This is a genomic window from Psychrobacter sp. CX14, assembly GCF_057396205.2.
On the sequence record NZ_CM183187.1, the window covers coordinates 633,899 to 650,322 of the forward strand.

The window sequence follows — 16,424 nt, forward strand, 5'->3', positions numbered from 1 at the left end:
CTTTTTAAAAATCATTGGTTATAGTGTACACCCATGCAAATATAAGCCAAACACAGACATATCCTTTATTTAATTTAAGGTTTAATCTGCTGCTTTATCGTGTTTATATTGAACAAAGTTATTTTCTGAAAGTGGTAGCAGATTCTCAGTATCAAATTGATAAGCGGTTAGGTAACCGTTACCAGCAACTGAATAATCAGTACATATTACTTGCGGGCTTAATGGTTGAGGTGTCCCTGTTAACCAATAATGACCAATAAATACTGGCTTATCCGTCTTCAGTTCAAAATCTACATGGTCAATAACAGCGTCTTGAGGCACTTGCGCTAAGTCAAAGGTTGAGGCACGTGCAATGTCTACAATGCGCTGCGATTGCAAATCCTTTAACCACCATCTGACCCGCATACGTCGTCGAACTGTACCATCTTTGTCAGTCACGCTAATACCGTCGGGTAAAGGTACTTCAACCCCTTTTAGTACGCGCTCTAGTGCATCATAAGCGTCTGAGTCCTTTTGTCCTGTTTGCTGCAGAGCTTCAGGGGTAAGGCGGTTGTCATCGGTTAGCAGTGGTTTTAACACGGCCATTTTGTCTTCATCCCAGCACGCATGTACAAAGCAGGCATGTTCGGTCTCTATCCATAAGGGCAATTCATAAAAACGGTCTAGCCAATATTTATGCTGCTCTGAGCCAAATGGAATCTCATCTAAAAATGCCTGATGTTGACGGGTATGGGCGGTATTATGACGACGCAAATAAGTTTTTTTGGCAATGTTTGGATGGTCTGACTGAGTATTGTTCGATTTAGGATGGCCTAACTCGTTAACAGTGGCAAAGGCAAGTGCGTTATACTCATGATTGCCCATAATAGCCTCTGCCACATTGGCATCTAACATAGCAAACACAATTTGCAAGGTTTCTAACTCTTCAGGACCTCTATCGATTAGATCACCAATGAATATCGCCCGATGTCCTTCAGGGGGATGATAATAGTCTATATCTAATGAGGGATGATGAGTGAGGGTATAACCTAAATGGTCAAGTAGACCTTTCAGCTTATGGGCATGCCCATGGATATCACCAATAATGTCATAGATCATATAAATGTCTCATTGTGATTACTTAAATTGACTGCATAATAAAGTTATGTTGAACTGTCACTATTTAAGCTTTTTATCTAAACCTATCATCTAAAAATAATGACGATTTAGATTGGATAATGATTGAACTCTCAGGTAATCATTGGTCAAGCTATGCTTTGAAGATGACTGTTTCAGATACCTTAGTATAACGCACTACACACACACGACGGTTGGATTTTCCTTTTATGCATATCTTCTTATTGGTTATTAAGTGGTTGGTGATTATTATCATTATCCTGATGATTTTAACCCTTTTATTTTTAAAGTTTGCGCCAACGTTTGGGGGTAAGCCTGATTCTGATAGCCAGTCTCGCATTCAATCGTCACCAAATTTTAATGGTGAGACGTTCGTTAATTTAACCCAAACGCAGGCCAGTACGGTTGATTTCTCCGGTGTCCTTAAAGGCGAGTCTGCTCAAAATGGTAATGTGCTATGGGAGTTTTTATTTCCGCCAAAAGGTAAAAACCCCAGTCAACCAATCAATACAATGCCATTAAATTTAATCGCTGATACTTCCGATTCAAAAGACAATTCTCGGAAAGCTCTAAAACACAGTGCTGCGAACACCACTCTAAAAAACGGTGAGTTTGTTTGGTTAGCTCATTCTACGGTATTGTTTAACATAGCCGGTAAAACGCTGATTACTGATCCAGTTTTCCATCGAGCATCGCCTATTCCTATTGGTGCTAAGCCTTTTGATATGGCACCTATGCCTAGCGTTGACGACTTGCCTTATATCGATGCGGTACTTATTTCGCATGATCATTATGATCACTTGGATTATAAAGCCATCAAGCAAATGAAAGATAAGGTTGGTCAGTTCTATGTACCTTTAGGCGTTAAGGCGCATCTGCTTCGTTGGGATGTGGCGGAGTCAAAGGTTAACGAATATGATTGGTATGAGAGTACACAGATAGCTGGGAGCGATGGTCAAGCTATTACGATTGCGTTTACCCCCAGTCGTCATTTTAGTGGTCGAGGTATTACGGGACATCGTGAGACATTATGGGGCAGTTGGGCGGTACAGTCGCCAGAGTTGTCGGTATATTTTAGTGGTGATGGTGGGTATTCTACTGAGTTTGCGAAGATTGGTGAACGCTTTGGGGGTTTTGATATCGCCTTTATTGAGGATGGGGCTTATAACGAACGCTGGCGAGAGGTGCATATGCTCCCAGAGGAGTCTGCCCAAGCGGGTATTGATGTGCAAGCCAAAGTGATTTTGCCTATACATTGGGGCAAGTTTGACTTGTCTAACCATGAATGGCGGGAGCCTGTGAGACGAATTACATCAGCCATTGATACTCATAATAGCATTCAGCCTGAAGCGGATAGAATCAAGCTTGCCACACCACTGATTGGACAAGTTTTTGATTTAGATAACTTACCTACCTCGCCGTGGTGGGAACAACAAGAGTAGGTTATGACAGTGAATAGTGAATAGTGAATAGTGAATAGTGAATAGTGAATAGAGTCATCAGGTGCTAACAATATTAAAGCGTGACACATGACTACAAAATAGCACTATGACTGTTAAAGAGTTCACTAGGTTGATAATGTTACCCTATATAGATAAAGATTAAAGTCTGTTCAACATTGAGGGAAAATATGGATTGGTCAAAGTGGTTATTTATAGATTGGGAGGTTGCTCTGGCGGTGGTGCTGTCGGCAATTGTGGTCTACTTCGCTATTATAGTTTACTCCAGAGTGATGGGATTGCGTAGCTTTGCTAAGTTTTCAAGCTATGACTTTGCCATGACGGTCGCTATGGGTAGTATTTTGGCGTCTACTATTTTATCAAAGTCGCCTGCTTTGTTAAAAGGTCTGCTGGCGATTGCGATTTTGTTCGTATTGCAAGGTTGTATTTCTGTGATACGCCGGAAATCAACCGCCTTTAGAAGGCTGGTTGACAATCAGCCTATCGTCTTGATGGCGCATGGTGAGTTTAATTGGAACAATATTAAAGAAGCCAAAATGTCGAAAAATGATTTGCAAGAAGTGCTGCGAAAAAATGGCATCAAGTCTACTTCTGAAGTATTTGCTATGGTGATGGAGACGACGGGCGATATGAGCGTGATAAAGACTAGCGACACGCCAGCGGATATTGAAATATTTGACGATATTCGAGATTATGAATTAATTGTTAATCATAAAGATTTTAAATAAGTTTGCTAAGGGATATAGGGCAACGTTAAATCTATACTTAATATCGTGTAAGACTATCCAAAAGTGGCTTTGCTTTTGCAGAAACTACTTTTAAAAAACCGTGTAACTAAAAATGGCTGTCTAAATTGCTTTTGGAAATAACAGATTGTGGAAAATAAGTCACTAAAACAACGTCTAGCTGCCCTTTTTGTCGAGCCTTATGCCCGCTACCAAAATGCGGACTTGCTACATGCCATGCGCATTGGTTTAGCCGTTGTGACGGCGTTAATTATCAACCAAGTGACGGAACTACCGCATGGTGAGTGGACGACAATTACCGTCTTTATCATTTTGGGGCTACTGCAATATCAAGGGGCGATATATACCAAGGCGATTGAACGTATCGCTGGCACCGCTCTAGGTATCATTATAGGATTGGTACTATTATTTTTGAACCATAATATGCTAAGTGAGCAATGGCTATATTATTTGGTAATAGGGGTGGTGAGTGCCATCATTGGCTATTATGCCATTCGCCAACTGGGTTATATCGGTATGTTGACGGGTATCACCATGTGTATGATTATCTCAAGCACCAGTAATGTCGGCGAAGATGGGCTATACCGTGCGTTGAATGTCATTATTGGCACGCTGATATCGGTGGTTGCGACGGTTATTTTGCCCCTTAAATCCACCTTGATGTGGCGTTTCTTGTTAGCGAATAATCTTGAAGCCTGCGCAGAAGTATACGATGGGGTAGGGCTGCACGTTCAAGAGCCCAATGATAATCAGCAGTTACACCCGCCATCATTAGAAGCTTTAGCTCCGACTATCAAGGCAGCTTCTATAGAACAAGAAGACTTAGCCGATCATATATTAACCCCCAGCCGAGAAGCGAGAGTGGATCTTGGTGCCACAACGATTACGTCAATAGGCGAGCTAAGTGATACCACTATAGGTAGTCTCGTGAATGATGATATGGTGCAACGTCTCAAAAAGATTAACCAACGCCTGTTAAAAGTACGTGCCCATATTGCTGCCACTGCTAATGAGACAGGTATCGATAAACAAACCCTTGATCAAATCCAGCGCATGCATCGTAATATTATTGGCACTATCGACTTATTATTAAGCGCTGCTCCAACATTAAACCAGCACCCTATTGATGGGGATAATCGTATCTTACTGGCACATTATCATTCTGAGTTAACACAAGCCATGCGCCATATGGCAGCGGTGTTAAGAAGTCCCAGTGATGAGGTGTTTCGCCCTATTACCCGTATTAAAGTATCCGATTATCCGAGTATTCACCAGTTAGGTTTTGAATGGCAGGGTTATTTTTGGCTGACTCAAACTCTACAAGGACAGTTACAAAGCTTAAGTGACTTGCTCAAAGAAAGTAAAGCACAATGGTATGCAGCTTCAGGGCTACGCTATCAGCGGCAGGAGCAGCGCCGTATTCATGCTCATGGTGGTGAGAGTAATTTGGATGTCTAAGCAGGTTTGTTTTGTCGTGATAAGCTAGAAATTCGTTTAAGGTGCAACTAACCTTATAAGCTCAAGAGATATGCTCAAGAGGAAAAATTTTGTTCGCTGGTCCCGATGCCATGAACAAAGTGCTTATGAATAAAGTGTTTATGAACATACAGGATTTAACGATTCATGTTTTAAAAGGATATTAACATGCCACTACAGTTATTAATGTTTGCTGGTTTTTCAGGCATTACGGTATTAATTGGTGGTTTGCTAGCCTATCAGTTTGATCATCACGTCAAAAAAAGTCTATTTAAAGATCAATGTGTGCATACTCTGATGAGCTTCGGTGCAGGTATTATTTTGTCTGCAATTGCCTTAGTGTTGGTACCCAAAGGCTTAGAGGAGCTAAGTATCATAGGGTTGGCGAGCTCATTTTCTATTGGGGCTATTTTGTTCATGCTGATTGATCGCTATTTGGCTACCAAAGGCGGTCAGATGGCAACGCTTCTTGCAATGCTCATGGATTTTGTGCCTGAAGCGATAGCGCTAGGGGCAGTATTTGCAATCCAGCCAGATATGGCAATGTTGTTAGCCGTATTTATAGGCTTACAAAATTTACCTGAGTCCTTCAATGCTTTTCGTGATTTAGTACAAAGTGGCTTTACCGCAAAAACCACACTATCTATTTTCTTTGGTCTCAGCTTTCTTGGCATCATGGGTGCCCTGATAGGACATACTTTTTTAAGAGGGTATCCTGACTTAACCGCTCATTTGATGATCTTTGCCAGTGGCGGAATTTTATACTTATTGATTCAAGACATTATTCCAGAAAGTAAGCTGATTGACGACTATTATACGTCGCTTGGGGCAACCTTGGGATTCTTAGTGGGTATTATCGGGGAAATGCTAATTTAAGGGTCGCAGAATGATTTTTTTAGACATGAACTTATCGTTTTTAGACCTGATCTTAAAAGGCAGTGAATGCGTTTAAATCACTGATAACTTTTAAATCACTAATAACTTTAGCGAAAAGCGGAGAGGTATTAATGACCTATGCTTACTTTGAAGACAAACAACAACGGATCAATGAGTTTGTAGCGCGCGCTAATTTAATACTCGGGGATGACCCCTTATGTTATACCGGTGACTTTATTAGCGGTAAAATTTTGAATCCTGATATTTTGTTTGTGAGCATCAATCCTGGGCACAGTAATCGAGAGGACTGGGGCGATATTGAAGCGCGCCGAGCACAAGCGGTGGTTAAAGATTTCGAAGTAGTGCCGTGTAAGTATATTGCGGATGTGGCTCGTGGTAGCCGTTATGCCAATCGCATTGTTGATGTGATTTGTCAGGGCGATATCAGCCGCTTAGAGCGCTGTGCTGAGACCAGCTTTGTGTCTTACTTCGCCGCACCAAAAGAGGCGGTATTACAAGCGCAATTGGCAGAATTATCTGATGAGATGCAGGTCTTACACCATGAGCTGACCCAATTAGATATCGAGCAAATAAATCCCAAACACATCTTATGTATGGGATGGCGTTCATTTGACCGGTTTTTAGAGCAGTATGGTGAGGGTAATGAAGTTACTGTCAAGAAGCTACCGCTAATGGGTAATATGGAAGCATATTATGCTGTAACCGAAGTGGCTGGCGTGACTGTGCACGGGTTACGTCATTTATGTACCAAACTTACTTTAGAGATGAGGTCGCATTTATCAGAGATATTCACTGATATCTGGGCTCAAATAAAGTCAAATAAATAACTGCTCAGCTACATATAACTTTGCCTAATGCAAACTATCTTTGTACCTGTACCTGTACCTGTACCTGTACCTGTACCTGTACCTGTACCTATGCTGATGCTAACCGGTTATGCGCCTGAGATGATCCAAGCGGCATACCGTATTGATTGGTGGTTCAACTACCAATATTATCTCGCCAATGATGAGCTACATGGGTCTGATTCTTGCGGTTGCAATGCGTTATAAGAGAGACTCCGGTGTCGATACGTTAGTGGCGATGATGTTGCCATATTTGATGCTGTTTTTAACAGCATCAATAATGAGCCCTCACGTTGTTGAGGGCTTTTTTTATGCATAAGCAGTTTGATTTAATTGAAATGACTACCGACTTTGTTAGCTTATCAATTAATAAGCTTGAGAATACGGGTAATTTGATTTTCAGCAAATCAACCCTATATATATACTACACATTGATACAATTAGATTTAGTATTATTAACAAATTGTTTATAGAAGTGTCGGGTTATTTAATTTATATTAATCCTATAACCTGTTTTGAAGACCTTAACTCCCAAGCAGAAGGTCGTAAGTGCAATAAGCGGTTCTAAGCAACTTAAGTAATAGGTGCTTACTCTGTTTAGAAAGGAGAACAGCAATGAGTAATACCATTCAAAATCCAGATACCCAAACCAAGAGTGATGACAAAAAACCTGCTGTGACGCCGCGTCATCCTGAGAGCCGTTTGGACCCTGACTGGCTGTTCTTATATGAGAAATTGCCGGCCAATCAGTGGTATTCCTCTGATTACGCCTATAAAACCTCAGGTTGGCTTAACGTACACACCAATATTCGCAAGCGTCAGCGTATTTTAAGACAGTTGACCGAAGAGCATTTAATGGGTGCGTTAAATTGGCAAAACTACCGCTCGCAGGTCTTGCAGCGTATTAGTATGCATGTGTTAAAATTGCATCAACATCATAGTGTTGAAGACCGCGGCTTTTTCCCAGACTTTGTCAGCTCGTATCCTCAGCTTAAGCGTGGTTTTGAGATTTTAGAAAAAGACCATGTCAAGCTAGATGGCCTGCTCGACGATTTACTGATACTCAATGATGAGTTGACAAAAGCCGAAGAAGAAGACAAAGGACTTGCCGAGCGCTTACATAAGAATCTGGTGACCGGTACAGACTTTTTATCACAGCATTTAACTGACGAGGAAGACCTAGTGATTCCTATTTTAGGATTGCGTGATGGCTAGTTGCTAAACAAGCTTTATATTGATTATAAACGTAAAAGCCCTCGTAAGTTTTCTTACGAGGGCTTTTCGTTGCAAACTGTTTATCTTAAGTGATAGGAGGTTGGTAATAATATTAGGTAGGCTTATCATATAGCCAGCGAACGACTAAACGGTTACGGTATTAACCTTGCTAAGCCTACACTTGTAGTACTGGCGCTCGCTTGCCTTATCACCATTTTAGACCTCTTTGACTATAAGAGTACTGATTATAAAAATATAAAACACGACATTTAGATATAAAGGAGATAAAAATAATGCAAAAGTTAATAGGCATCCTGTTTGCAATTATTGGTCTGGTTTTGACCATGGCAATCTTTAACTCAGGCAATAACACACCGTTGGCGCAGTGGCCAAGCGAAGGGTTTCAGAACCTTGTGTTTAGTATCGGTTGGCTGAGTCCTTTCCCCGATGCACTGGTCTATATCATCGCTATTTTGTTAATGGTGCTTATCGCCTTTATCTTCTACAAAATCGGTACCGGTATATATCGTCTTATCGCACGCTAAGCAAAGTATTGGCGCTATTGCTAAGTATTCGCTCTATTGCTGAGTTTCACGTACCCAGTTAATCTCACCTTTTAACTGCTTATCACGCTGTTTGGTGTATTGCATTAGACAGCTACTGGTCAGTAATGGATAAATACTGCCGCCTTTTTCATGACGATTTTCAAAATCACAGGCTTTATCTCTAAAATCAATCCAAGCCAGCTGTACTTGTTTAAGCTGTTCTTTATCTTGCTTATCTAACAAACCTCGCAGCGTTTGATAGGTACGGTTTAATTGTCTGTCAGCTGCTTTATAGTCATCATAAGCGCATTGATTTAGCGATGCTTGATCATATCTGCCATCACAAAACTCTGATGCCATTGCTTGGCTACTACTAACAGCGCCAACTATAAGTAATGCTGCGGTTAATAATCGAGAGGTTTTTTGAGAAGATGATGTAAATGAAACTGACATGCTATTTTCCTGATAAGGGGTTGAGTCTGACTCAGATTATAAATTGTATTAATAAGATTAATGTTTCAGCCTGTCGCTACTGATTATAAATGACTATTGATAATAAAGAAGCTGCACTTATAAGGGGCTATCTAGGTGCTGATGAATAACTGGATGGAGCCGATAAAGCTACACACAATAACCAGTGCAGCCAGATGAGCGACACCTTTCATAAGCGCAGAGGGCGGCGTGGCAGGTAATCCATAATGATTTACTCCTGAATCGCCAGGGGCAAAAACCAGATAGAGCCAGAACACAATATTAATCACAGGTACCAAAAATAACAGCGATACCCAGCCGCTAACATTCATATCGTGCAAGCGTCGTCTGGAAAGCGCCATATAGATCAACGGCGGGCCAAGTGTAATAGTCAGCAGAATAATGCTTGAGAATAAGTGGGGAATACCAGCAGCCCATGTAGATTCCTCATTAACAATCAATACAAGGATGCCTGCCGCAGCAGTTAATAAGGCCGCTAGAATCATAAATAGTAACACCGTTAATATAAACCCATAGGCCAAATAGTGCAGCCGTCCTATTCTGCCATTTAATGAATAAAAGGGCTGTGTATTATATTGTGCCGATGGGGTAGCGGATGCCTGCAATTGCTTCTTTTTATGTTGAGTGCGCTGAGCCTCATTACTCATGATGGCTGTCCTTATTATAATTGGTTAACACCGTAACCGTTTAGTGGTCTACTGACTACAAAAAAGTCTGCCCCAACATGGTGTTTGAAGCAGACAGCTTTTTAGAAATAAAGGCTTTAATAATAGTGTTTAACAGCGACTATTATTCAGCAACATCAATACTACTCACATTCTGGAAGCCGCGCGGTAGTTGGCTACCGCGGTTGCCACGTTTGCCCGTGTAATTCGCTAAGTCGATTGGTTTTAAAGTGACATGACGCTTGCCCGCAGTCACAGTTAGGCTGTCGTTATGATTTAGCGCAATGACTGCCAAGACTTCTTCACCGTCTTTTAGGTTAATCAATTTATTGCCTTTACCACGCTGTTGTTCCGGCAACTCGTCAATCGCAAATATCAGCAAATAACCGGCTGAGGTGACCACGGCAATCTGATCTTGCGCAGCTGGCTGATCAGCATCGTCTTCGGTTGTAGCATCAATTTGAGACACGGTTAATAGTTTGGCATCATCAGAGAAGTTAATGATGTTTTTACCGGCTTTTTGATTGGTCTCAAGATTTCCAAGCGTGTTAATAAAGCCATAGCCTTGCGAGCTTGCTAGGATGATACGTTGATCATCATCGCCGGCAAGTAGCTGCTCAAAGCTTGCGCCTGCCGGTGGTTTTAAGACACTGGTCAGTGGGTCGCCTTGACCACGCGCTGAGGCTAGAGTATGTGCATCAATACTATAGCTGCGGCCGGTGCTGTCCATGATATAAATCTTCTCATTAGACTTGCCGCGCACATGCGCTTGATAGCTGTCTCCCGAGCGATAGCTCATACCGGTGGCATCAACGTCATGGCCTTTGGCTGCACGAATCCAGCCGGCTTTGGATAAGATAGCAGTAATCGGCTCGCTCGGTACCAAGTCTGATTCTTTAAGAGCGGTGGCTTCATCACGCTCGACCACAGGCGACATACGGTCATTGCCATGTTCTTTCATATCGGCTGTCAGCTCTTCTGCCATCAAGTTGTTTAGACTCTCTGGATTATCGAGCAGCTCTTGCAACGTCGCTCGCTCAGCGGCCAATTCTTCTTGTTCACGTTTTAGTTCAATCTCTTGTAAGCGTGCTAACTGACGTAGGCGGATGTCTAGAATTGCATTGGCTTGAAGTTCGCTTAAATCATACCGGCCCATTAGCTCTTGTTTTGGGTCATCTTCTTCACGAATAATACGAATCACTTCGTCAATATTAAGATAAGCGATTAATAGACCGGCCAAGATATGCAGACGTTTATCAATCTTATCCAAACGGTATTCAATACGGCGAGTCACTACATTACGGCGGCTAATCAGCCACTCACTCAAGATTTCTTTTAAGTTTTTAACCTGTGGCTTACCGTTTAGGCCAATCATATTCATATTGACCCGATAATTGCTCTCAAGGTCAGTTGTGGCAAACAAGTGGCTCATAACACGATCAACATCGACACGGGTTGAGCGAAGCTCTAACACAATGCGGCAAGCATTTTCATGATCCGATTCATCATGAATATCCACCACCCAAGGCAGCTTCTTATCTATCATCAGCTTGGCAATTTGCTCTTGAATCTTGTTGCCAGAGACTTGATAGGGAAGGGCGTCGATAATCACCAGATTTTTCTCGTTTTTATCGACGTGATAAATAGCGCGCATCTTGTAACTACCACGGCCGGTCTCGTACATTTGCTGCAAGTCTTTTTTGGATGTAATGATTTCAGCCGGTGTTGGTAAATCTGGCGCTGGAATCGATTGGGTCAGCTGTTTTACCGATAAGTCTGGGTTTTTGAGCAGGCGAATTGCCGCACGCACGACTTCATTTAGGTTATGCGGTGGAATATCGGTGGCCATACCAACAGCGATACCGGTAGTGCCGTTAAGTAGAATATTCGGCAGGCGAGCAGGCAAAGTGACCGGTTCTTGCATTGAGCCATCAAAGTTATCTTGCCAATCAACTGTACCTTGCCCAAGCTCAGCAAGCAGCGTGTTGGCATAGGCCGACATTTTGGCTTCGGTATAACGCATCGCCGCGAAGGATTTGGGGTCATCTGGGCTACCCCAGTTACCTTGACCGGTAATCAGCGGATAGCGGTAGCTAAATGGCTGCGCCATTAAGACCATGGCTTCATAACAGGCGGTATCACCATGCGGATGGTATTTACCGAGCACATCACCGACGGTACGGGCAGATTTCTTGGGCTTAGTAGTCGACTTTAGGCCAAGCTCGCTCATGGCATAAATAATACGGCGCTGAACCGGCTTTAGACCATCGGCTATATGCGGTAGCGCACGGTCCATAATGACGTACATGGCATAGTTCAGGTAAGCCTGCTCGGTAAATTCGGCCACAGAGCGGGTGTCCATGGCTTCATTTGGAATCACAGCCGAGCTTGGGGGAATACTGGTAATATCAGACATAATGAGTGATTTTGCCTTTTATAGAATAAATGTGTGAATAATAAATTAATGTTGATTGAAAGCTAAAATAGAGTTACGTCATCTAAGTTTTGTATCAGGTTAATAGTGTAATAATAGTACAGCTTGAGACAATGTTATTGCTTGTCTTTCATTGCTGATATTTTAAACATTTATATTAAGCCTAAAAGGGCATTGAGACTGCAATCAGAATAAGGGATTGAGGTACGCTTATCCTAACGGATATTGGTGCAATAGAAAAGAGAGTATCACCGATAAGCGTCATCGGCTGACGCAGCTTAGTTAAACCAAGCTATTCGTCTCAACTAAAAAGTTTTATACGGCTAAAACAAGGTATACTTTATTAAGTCGTGGTTTTATAAACAGGACAGTTCTCTATTTTATAGCTATTTATGCACTTTGCAGTTGTCATAAGTCAGCTAAATAGTGTATTTTAGATTTAGGTATTAAAATCGCTGTTATTTAGCTGTTATTTAACGATAAATTGCACAACTGCCCCATCTAATATTAATTACCCCCATTAAGTACTATGCTTAGGAGTTCCACAGATTATGGATAATCAAGACAATCAATTTCGCCGTAATGATAGACCTTGGCTGAAAACCTACGAAAAGCTTGGCATGCAGTATGATATTGAAATGCCGCCTGCTGACACCTCTTTAATTGACATCCTTGAAGAAAACTTTGTTAATCATAAAGGCAGAATCTCTTTCGTTTGTATGAACCAAGAGCTGTCTTATGACGATTTGGATCGTCACAGCAAAAACATGGCCGCTTACCTGCAATCACTGGGCCTCAAAAAAGGCGACAAAGTGGCGGTAATGATGCCAAATATCCTGCAAGCACCGGTCGCTATTTTGGCTATTTTGCGTGCAGGCTATATTTTGGTGAACGTAAACCCGTTATACACCACAAACGAGCTTGCACATCAGTTAGAAGACTCAGAAACCAAAGTACTGATTATTCTAGAGAACTTTGCTAAGACTTATGCCGATATTCCTAAAAAGACGGTAGATCACGTGATTGTAACTGCGATGGGCGACTTGATGAGCCCGCTTAAAGGCTTACTTGTTAATACCGTGGTCCGTCATGTTAAGAAGATGGTTCCGGCTTTTGATATCCCAAAGAGCGTACCGTTTAAAAAAGCACTTAAAGTTGGCGCGAGTAAAAAGTACACCCGTCCGACCGATATCGTTCTAGAAGACGTGGCAGTATTACAGTATACAGGCGGCACAACTGGTGTGGCTAAAGGTGCGATGCTAACCCATGGCAATTTAGTGGCTAATCTAATTCAGGCCGACACTTATATTGGTAATGCCTTCAATAAGTTTGAAGAGAAAAACGAGCAGCCAGTCATCATGACAGCATTGCCTTTATATCATATCTTCTCATTTACCGTTTGTGGTATGTACGGTCTACGCAAGGGTGCGATCAACTCGCTTGTGCCAAACCCACGTGACGGCAAAAGCTTACTAAAGGCCTATAAAGATTATCCACCTGCTTTCTTTCCAGCGGTTAATACCTTGTTCAATGGTCTAATTAACAGCGAACATTTCCGAGTGCTTGATCACAGCAAGCTTGAGATGTCGATGGGCGGCGGTATGGCAGTACTCAAAGACACCGCTGAGAAGTGGAAAGCAGGCACCGGCAACGTAATTGTACAAGGTTATGGTTTGTCAGAGACCTCACCAGTTGCTTCAGCCAACCCAATGGGCTTAGATGAATTCCCAGGTAACATTGGTGTGCCATTCCCAGCGACCGATATGGCCATTCTTGATGAAGAGGGTAACGAAGTTGAAATCGGTGAGCGTGGCGAGATTTGTGTTCGCGGCCCACAGGTTATGAAAGGTTACTGGAAACGTGAAGATGCCACTGCTAAGGTGATGACCGAAGACGGTTATTTCCGTACCGGTGATATCGGTGTGATGGACGAAGAGGGTTACTTCAAGATTGTTGACCGCAAAAAAGACATGATTATCGTATCTGGCTTCAACGTTTATCCAAACGAAGTAGAAGACGTGATGTCAAATCATCCAAAAATCTTAGAGTGTGGTGTGATAGGTATCCACAGCGATAAGAGCGGCGAAGTACCAAAAATCTTTATCGTACGTAGCGACAACAGCTTAACTGAGCAAGAAGTGATTGATTACGCCAAAGAGCATTTGACTGGCTACAAACGTCCTCGTGCTGTTGAATTTGTTGATGAATTACCTAAGTCAAACGTCGGTAAAATCTTACGTAAAGACTTACGTGAGATGGAAGAGTCACAAAACAAGCAATAAAGGCAATCTCTCGTTAACCGATGAATGAATCTCATGCTTTAAGTTTCAGTGGTTAACGAGTACAATTAAAACACTCAAAAAGGATGCGAGCTAATGCCGTGTCCTTTTTTTCGTTTGAATTTTTGTTTAAAAGTGTTTAATACTGGATTCTATTTTTAATCACTATCTGATTAAATAGGCGTGGTTATAGATATATTTTGCTAAAAGCAGCGTAATTAGTATGATTAATTAGTTACACTATTTTCAATAAAATCATATAAATAGCAACGCAAGTCTCCTTAATTTGCTAGAATTTGTTACGATTTTATCTCCCTATATTATGGGGCCATATGAACAAACAAGAATATATGCCCGAGTCCAATTATATCCATCATTCATTTTACAGGTAACTTCATGACTACAGCTTCAAATCATACCCCTAATGCATCGACTATTAGTAAGTTACACGGCACATTTCCGACCTATCCGGAAGTTCCAAGTGACCGCCCTTGGTTTGCTTCTTATAAGCGCTACGATCTGCCAGATCATATTGAGATGCCTGCTGATAACACTTCATTAATTGAAGTATTTGAGCGTAACTTTGCCCGTTATGGCAACCGTAATGCCTTTACCTGCATGGGTGCATCGATTACTTATCGTGAGCTCGATAACTACAGCCGTCAGATTGCCGCCTACCTGCAGTCGCTAGGCCTAAAAGTAGGTGACAAAGTAGCGGCGATGATGCCAAACGTACTGCAGTATCCGATTGTGGCTCTGGGCGTGTTACGTGCCGGCATGATTTTAGTGAACGTAAACCCACTATATACCAGCCGTGAGCTTGAACATCAGATTCACGACAGTGGTGCAAAAGCCATCTTTGTCGTTGAGAATTTTGCTAAGACCTTTGAAGATGTCGAAGACAAAGGCGATGTTGAGCATATCGTGCTATGTAGCATGGGTGACATGTTAGGTTTAGTAAAAGGCTTTGTGGTCAATACTGTTGTTCGCCATGTTAAAAAGATGGTGCCAAGCTACTCGCTGCCAAACAGCATCACATTCAAAAAAGCATTAGACTCTGTGTCGGCGCATCAGTATCAGCGTCCAGAGTTAGACTTAAGTCACGTGGCATTGCTACAGTACACGGGCGGCACAACGGGTGTGGCAAAAGGCGCAATGCTAACACACGGTAACTTAGTCGCGAACATGCTACAAATTAATGCTGTTATCACTGCTGCTTTTGATGAGTCTGTCGAAGCGGAAGTTATTCTAGCTGCGCTACCGTTATATCACGTGTTCTCATTCATGGTGTGCGGTATTTATGCCATGTATCAAGGCTGTACGTCGCTACTTATTCCAAACCCACGTGACCTTGATGGTCTAATCAAAGAGATGGCCAAATATAAGCCGGCCTTTATCCCATCAGTAAACACCCTGTTCAATGGTCTTGTGCATCATGACGACTTCAAGAAGCTAGACTTCTCAAACCTTAAAGCTTCTATCGGCGGCGGTATGTCAGTATTACCAAGTGTGGCCAAAGCATGGCACGAAGCAACTGGGCTACCAATTGTAGAAGGTTATGGTTTATCAGAAACCTCACCTGTGGTGAGCTTCAACCCAATGAATATCTCTGAATTCACCGCCAAAATTGGTGTGCCTGCACCGGATACTGACGTTATCTTAATTGACGATGATGGCAACGTGATGCCAATGGGTGAGCGCGGCGAGATTTGTGTAAAAGGTCCACAGGTGATGGTTGGCTATCAAAATCGTCCAGAAGAAACCAAGAACACCTTCACTGAAGATGGTTACTTCAAGACCGGCGACATTGGTATTATGGATGAAAAGGGTTTTATCAAAATCGTCGACCGCAAAAAAGACATGATTTTGGTATCTGGCTTTAACGTCTATCCAAATGAGATTGAAGAGGCGATAACTGAACACCCTGCGGTCCTAGAAGTGGGTGCGATTGGTGTACCAAGCGAAGAGCGCGGTGAAGAGCCAAAAATCTTCGTGGTGAAGAAAAAAGGCGCGAACGTAACCGAAAAAGAGTTATTAGACTTCGGTAAAAAACAGCTGACAGGTTACAAACGCCCACGCCATGTGCAGTTCGTTGATGAATTACCAAAATCAAACGTTGGTAAAATTCTACGTAAAGAGCTTCGTAAAATGGAAGGCTTAGAATAAGTCTGATCCAGTTCACTGGTTCATTACCAAACAATAGGCCAACGAATCAGTGTCTTAACGAGATAACAGCAAGATAAGTGCGCTAGGT

The 16,424-nt window shown here is 42.2% G+C and carries 15 protein-coding genes; 11 read left to right on the top strand and 4 right to left on the bottom strand.

Annotated elements, in window-relative coordinates; genetic code table 11:
- Positions 1-81: 81 nt before the first annotated feature.
- The gene (locus tag AC2SLO_RS02670; RefSeq protein ID WP_486541987.1) at positions 82-1,098 is read right to left on the bottom strand and encodes a metallophosphoesterase; all 1,017 of its coding nucleotides are present in this window, start codon (positions 1,096-1,098) and stop codon (positions 82-84) included.
- Between the two features lie 227 nt (positions 1,099-1,325).
- Here AC2SLO_RS02670 and AC2SLO_RS02675 point away from each other — a divergent pair, with 227 nt between their 5' ends.
- From AC2SLO_RS02675 to AC2SLO_RS02715, 9 genes are all read left to right on the top strand, one after another.
- Positions 1,326-2,558 carry an MBL fold metallo-hydrolase gene (locus tag AC2SLO_RS02675; RefSeq protein WP_486541989.1) on the top strand — a complete coding sequence of 411 codons (1,233 nt, stop codon included), beginning with the start codon at positions 1,326-1,328 and terminating at the stop codon, positions 2,556-2,558.
- A gap of 188 nt (positions 2,559-2,746) precedes the next feature.
- Positions 2,747-3,304, top strand: coding sequence for a DUF421 domain-containing protein (locus tag AC2SLO_RS02680; RefSeq protein WP_486541991.1), 558 nt, complete (start codon positions 2,747-2,749; stop codon positions 3,302-3,304).
- 147 nt (positions 3,305-3,451) lie between these two features.
- The gene (locus AC2SLO_RS02685) at positions 3,452-4,780 is read left to right on the top strand and encodes an FUSC family protein (RefSeq protein ID WP_486541993.1); all 1,329 of its coding nucleotides are present in this window, start codon (positions 3,452-3,454) and stop codon (positions 4,778-4,780) included.
- 186 nt (positions 4,781-4,966) lie between these two features.
- Positions 4,967-5,674 (top strand): ZIP family metal transporter, encoded by a 708-nt coding sequence (locus AC2SLO_RS02690; RefSeq protein WP_486541995.1) that lies wholly within the window; start codon positions 4,967-4,969, stop codon positions 5,672-5,674.
- A 131-nt stretch (positions 5,675-5,805) separates the two neighbouring features.
- Positions 5,806-6,522: a hypothetical protein gene (locus tag AC2SLO_RS02695; RefSeq protein ID WP_486541997.1), complete on the top strand. Its 717-nt coding sequence runs from the start codon at positions 5,806-5,808 to the stop codon at positions 6,520-6,522.
- A gap of 27 nt (positions 6,523-6,549) precedes the next feature.
- Entirely contained in the window at positions 6,550-6,747 is a 198-nt protein-coding gene (locus AC2SLO_RS02700) for a hypothetical protein (protein ID WP_486541999.1), read from the top strand.
- On the top strand, positions 6,713-6,859 hold the full coding sequence (locus tag AC2SLO_RS02705) for a hypothetical protein (RefSeq protein WP_486542001.1): 147 nt from the start codon (positions 6,713-6,715) through the stop codon (positions 6,857-6,859). Before AC2SLO_RS02700 ends, AC2SLO_RS02705 begins: the two co-directional genes overlap by 35 nt.
- 296 nt (positions 6,860-7,155) lie before the next feature.
- Complete coding sequence (locus AC2SLO_RS02710; RefSeq protein ID WP_486542003.1) at positions 7,156-7,755, top strand: hemerythrin domain-containing protein; 600 nt, start codon at positions 7,156-7,158, stop codon at positions 7,753-7,755.
- Between the two features lie 293 nt (positions 7,756-8,048).
- The gene (locus AC2SLO_RS02715; RefSeq protein WP_486542005.1) at positions 8,049-8,300 is read left to right on the top strand and encodes a hypothetical protein; all 252 of its coding nucleotides are present in this window, start codon (positions 8,049-8,051) and stop codon (positions 8,298-8,300) included.
- A 33-nt stretch (positions 8,301-8,333) separates the two neighbouring features.
- On the opposite strand, the gene AC2SLO_RS02720 is transcribed toward AC2SLO_RS02715, so the two are convergent.
- The 3 genes from AC2SLO_RS02720 to parC all read right to left on the bottom strand — a co-directional run bounded on the left by AC2SLO_RS02720 (position 8,334) and on the right by parC (position 11,873).
- The gene (locus tag AC2SLO_RS02720; RefSeq protein WP_486542007.1) at positions 8,334-8,753 is read right to left on the bottom strand and encodes a lysozyme inhibitor LprI family protein; all 420 of its coding nucleotides are present in this window, start codon (positions 8,751-8,753) and stop codon (positions 8,334-8,336) included.
- A gap of 131 nt (positions 8,754-8,884) precedes the next feature.
- Positions 8,885-9,439: a DUF805 domain-containing protein gene (locus AC2SLO_RS02725; protein WP_486542009.1), complete on the bottom strand. Its 555-nt coding sequence runs from the start codon at positions 9,437-9,439 to the stop codon at positions 8,885-8,887.
- 142 nt (positions 9,440-9,581) lie between these two features.
- Complete coding sequence (gene parC / locus AC2SLO_RS02730; protein WP_486542011.1) at positions 9,582-11,873, bottom strand: DNA topoisomerase IV subunit A; 2,292 nt, start codon at positions 11,871-11,873, stop codon at positions 9,582-9,584.
- Between the two features lie 569 nt (positions 11,874-12,442).
- Between parC and AC2SLO_RS02735 the strand changes: the two genes are divergently transcribed.
- Positions 12,443-14,173, top strand: coding sequence for an AMP-binding protein (locus AC2SLO_RS02735; RefSeq protein WP_486542013.1), 1,731 nt, complete (start codon positions 12,443-12,445; stop codon positions 14,171-14,173).
- 393 nt (positions 14,174-14,566) lie between these two features.
- The gene (locus tag AC2SLO_RS02740; RefSeq protein ID WP_486542015.1) at positions 14,567-16,336 is read left to right on the top strand and encodes an AMP-binding protein; all 1,770 of its coding nucleotides are present in this window, start codon (positions 14,567-14,569) and stop codon (positions 16,334-16,336) included.
- Positions 16,337-16,424 lie beyond the last annotated feature (88 nt).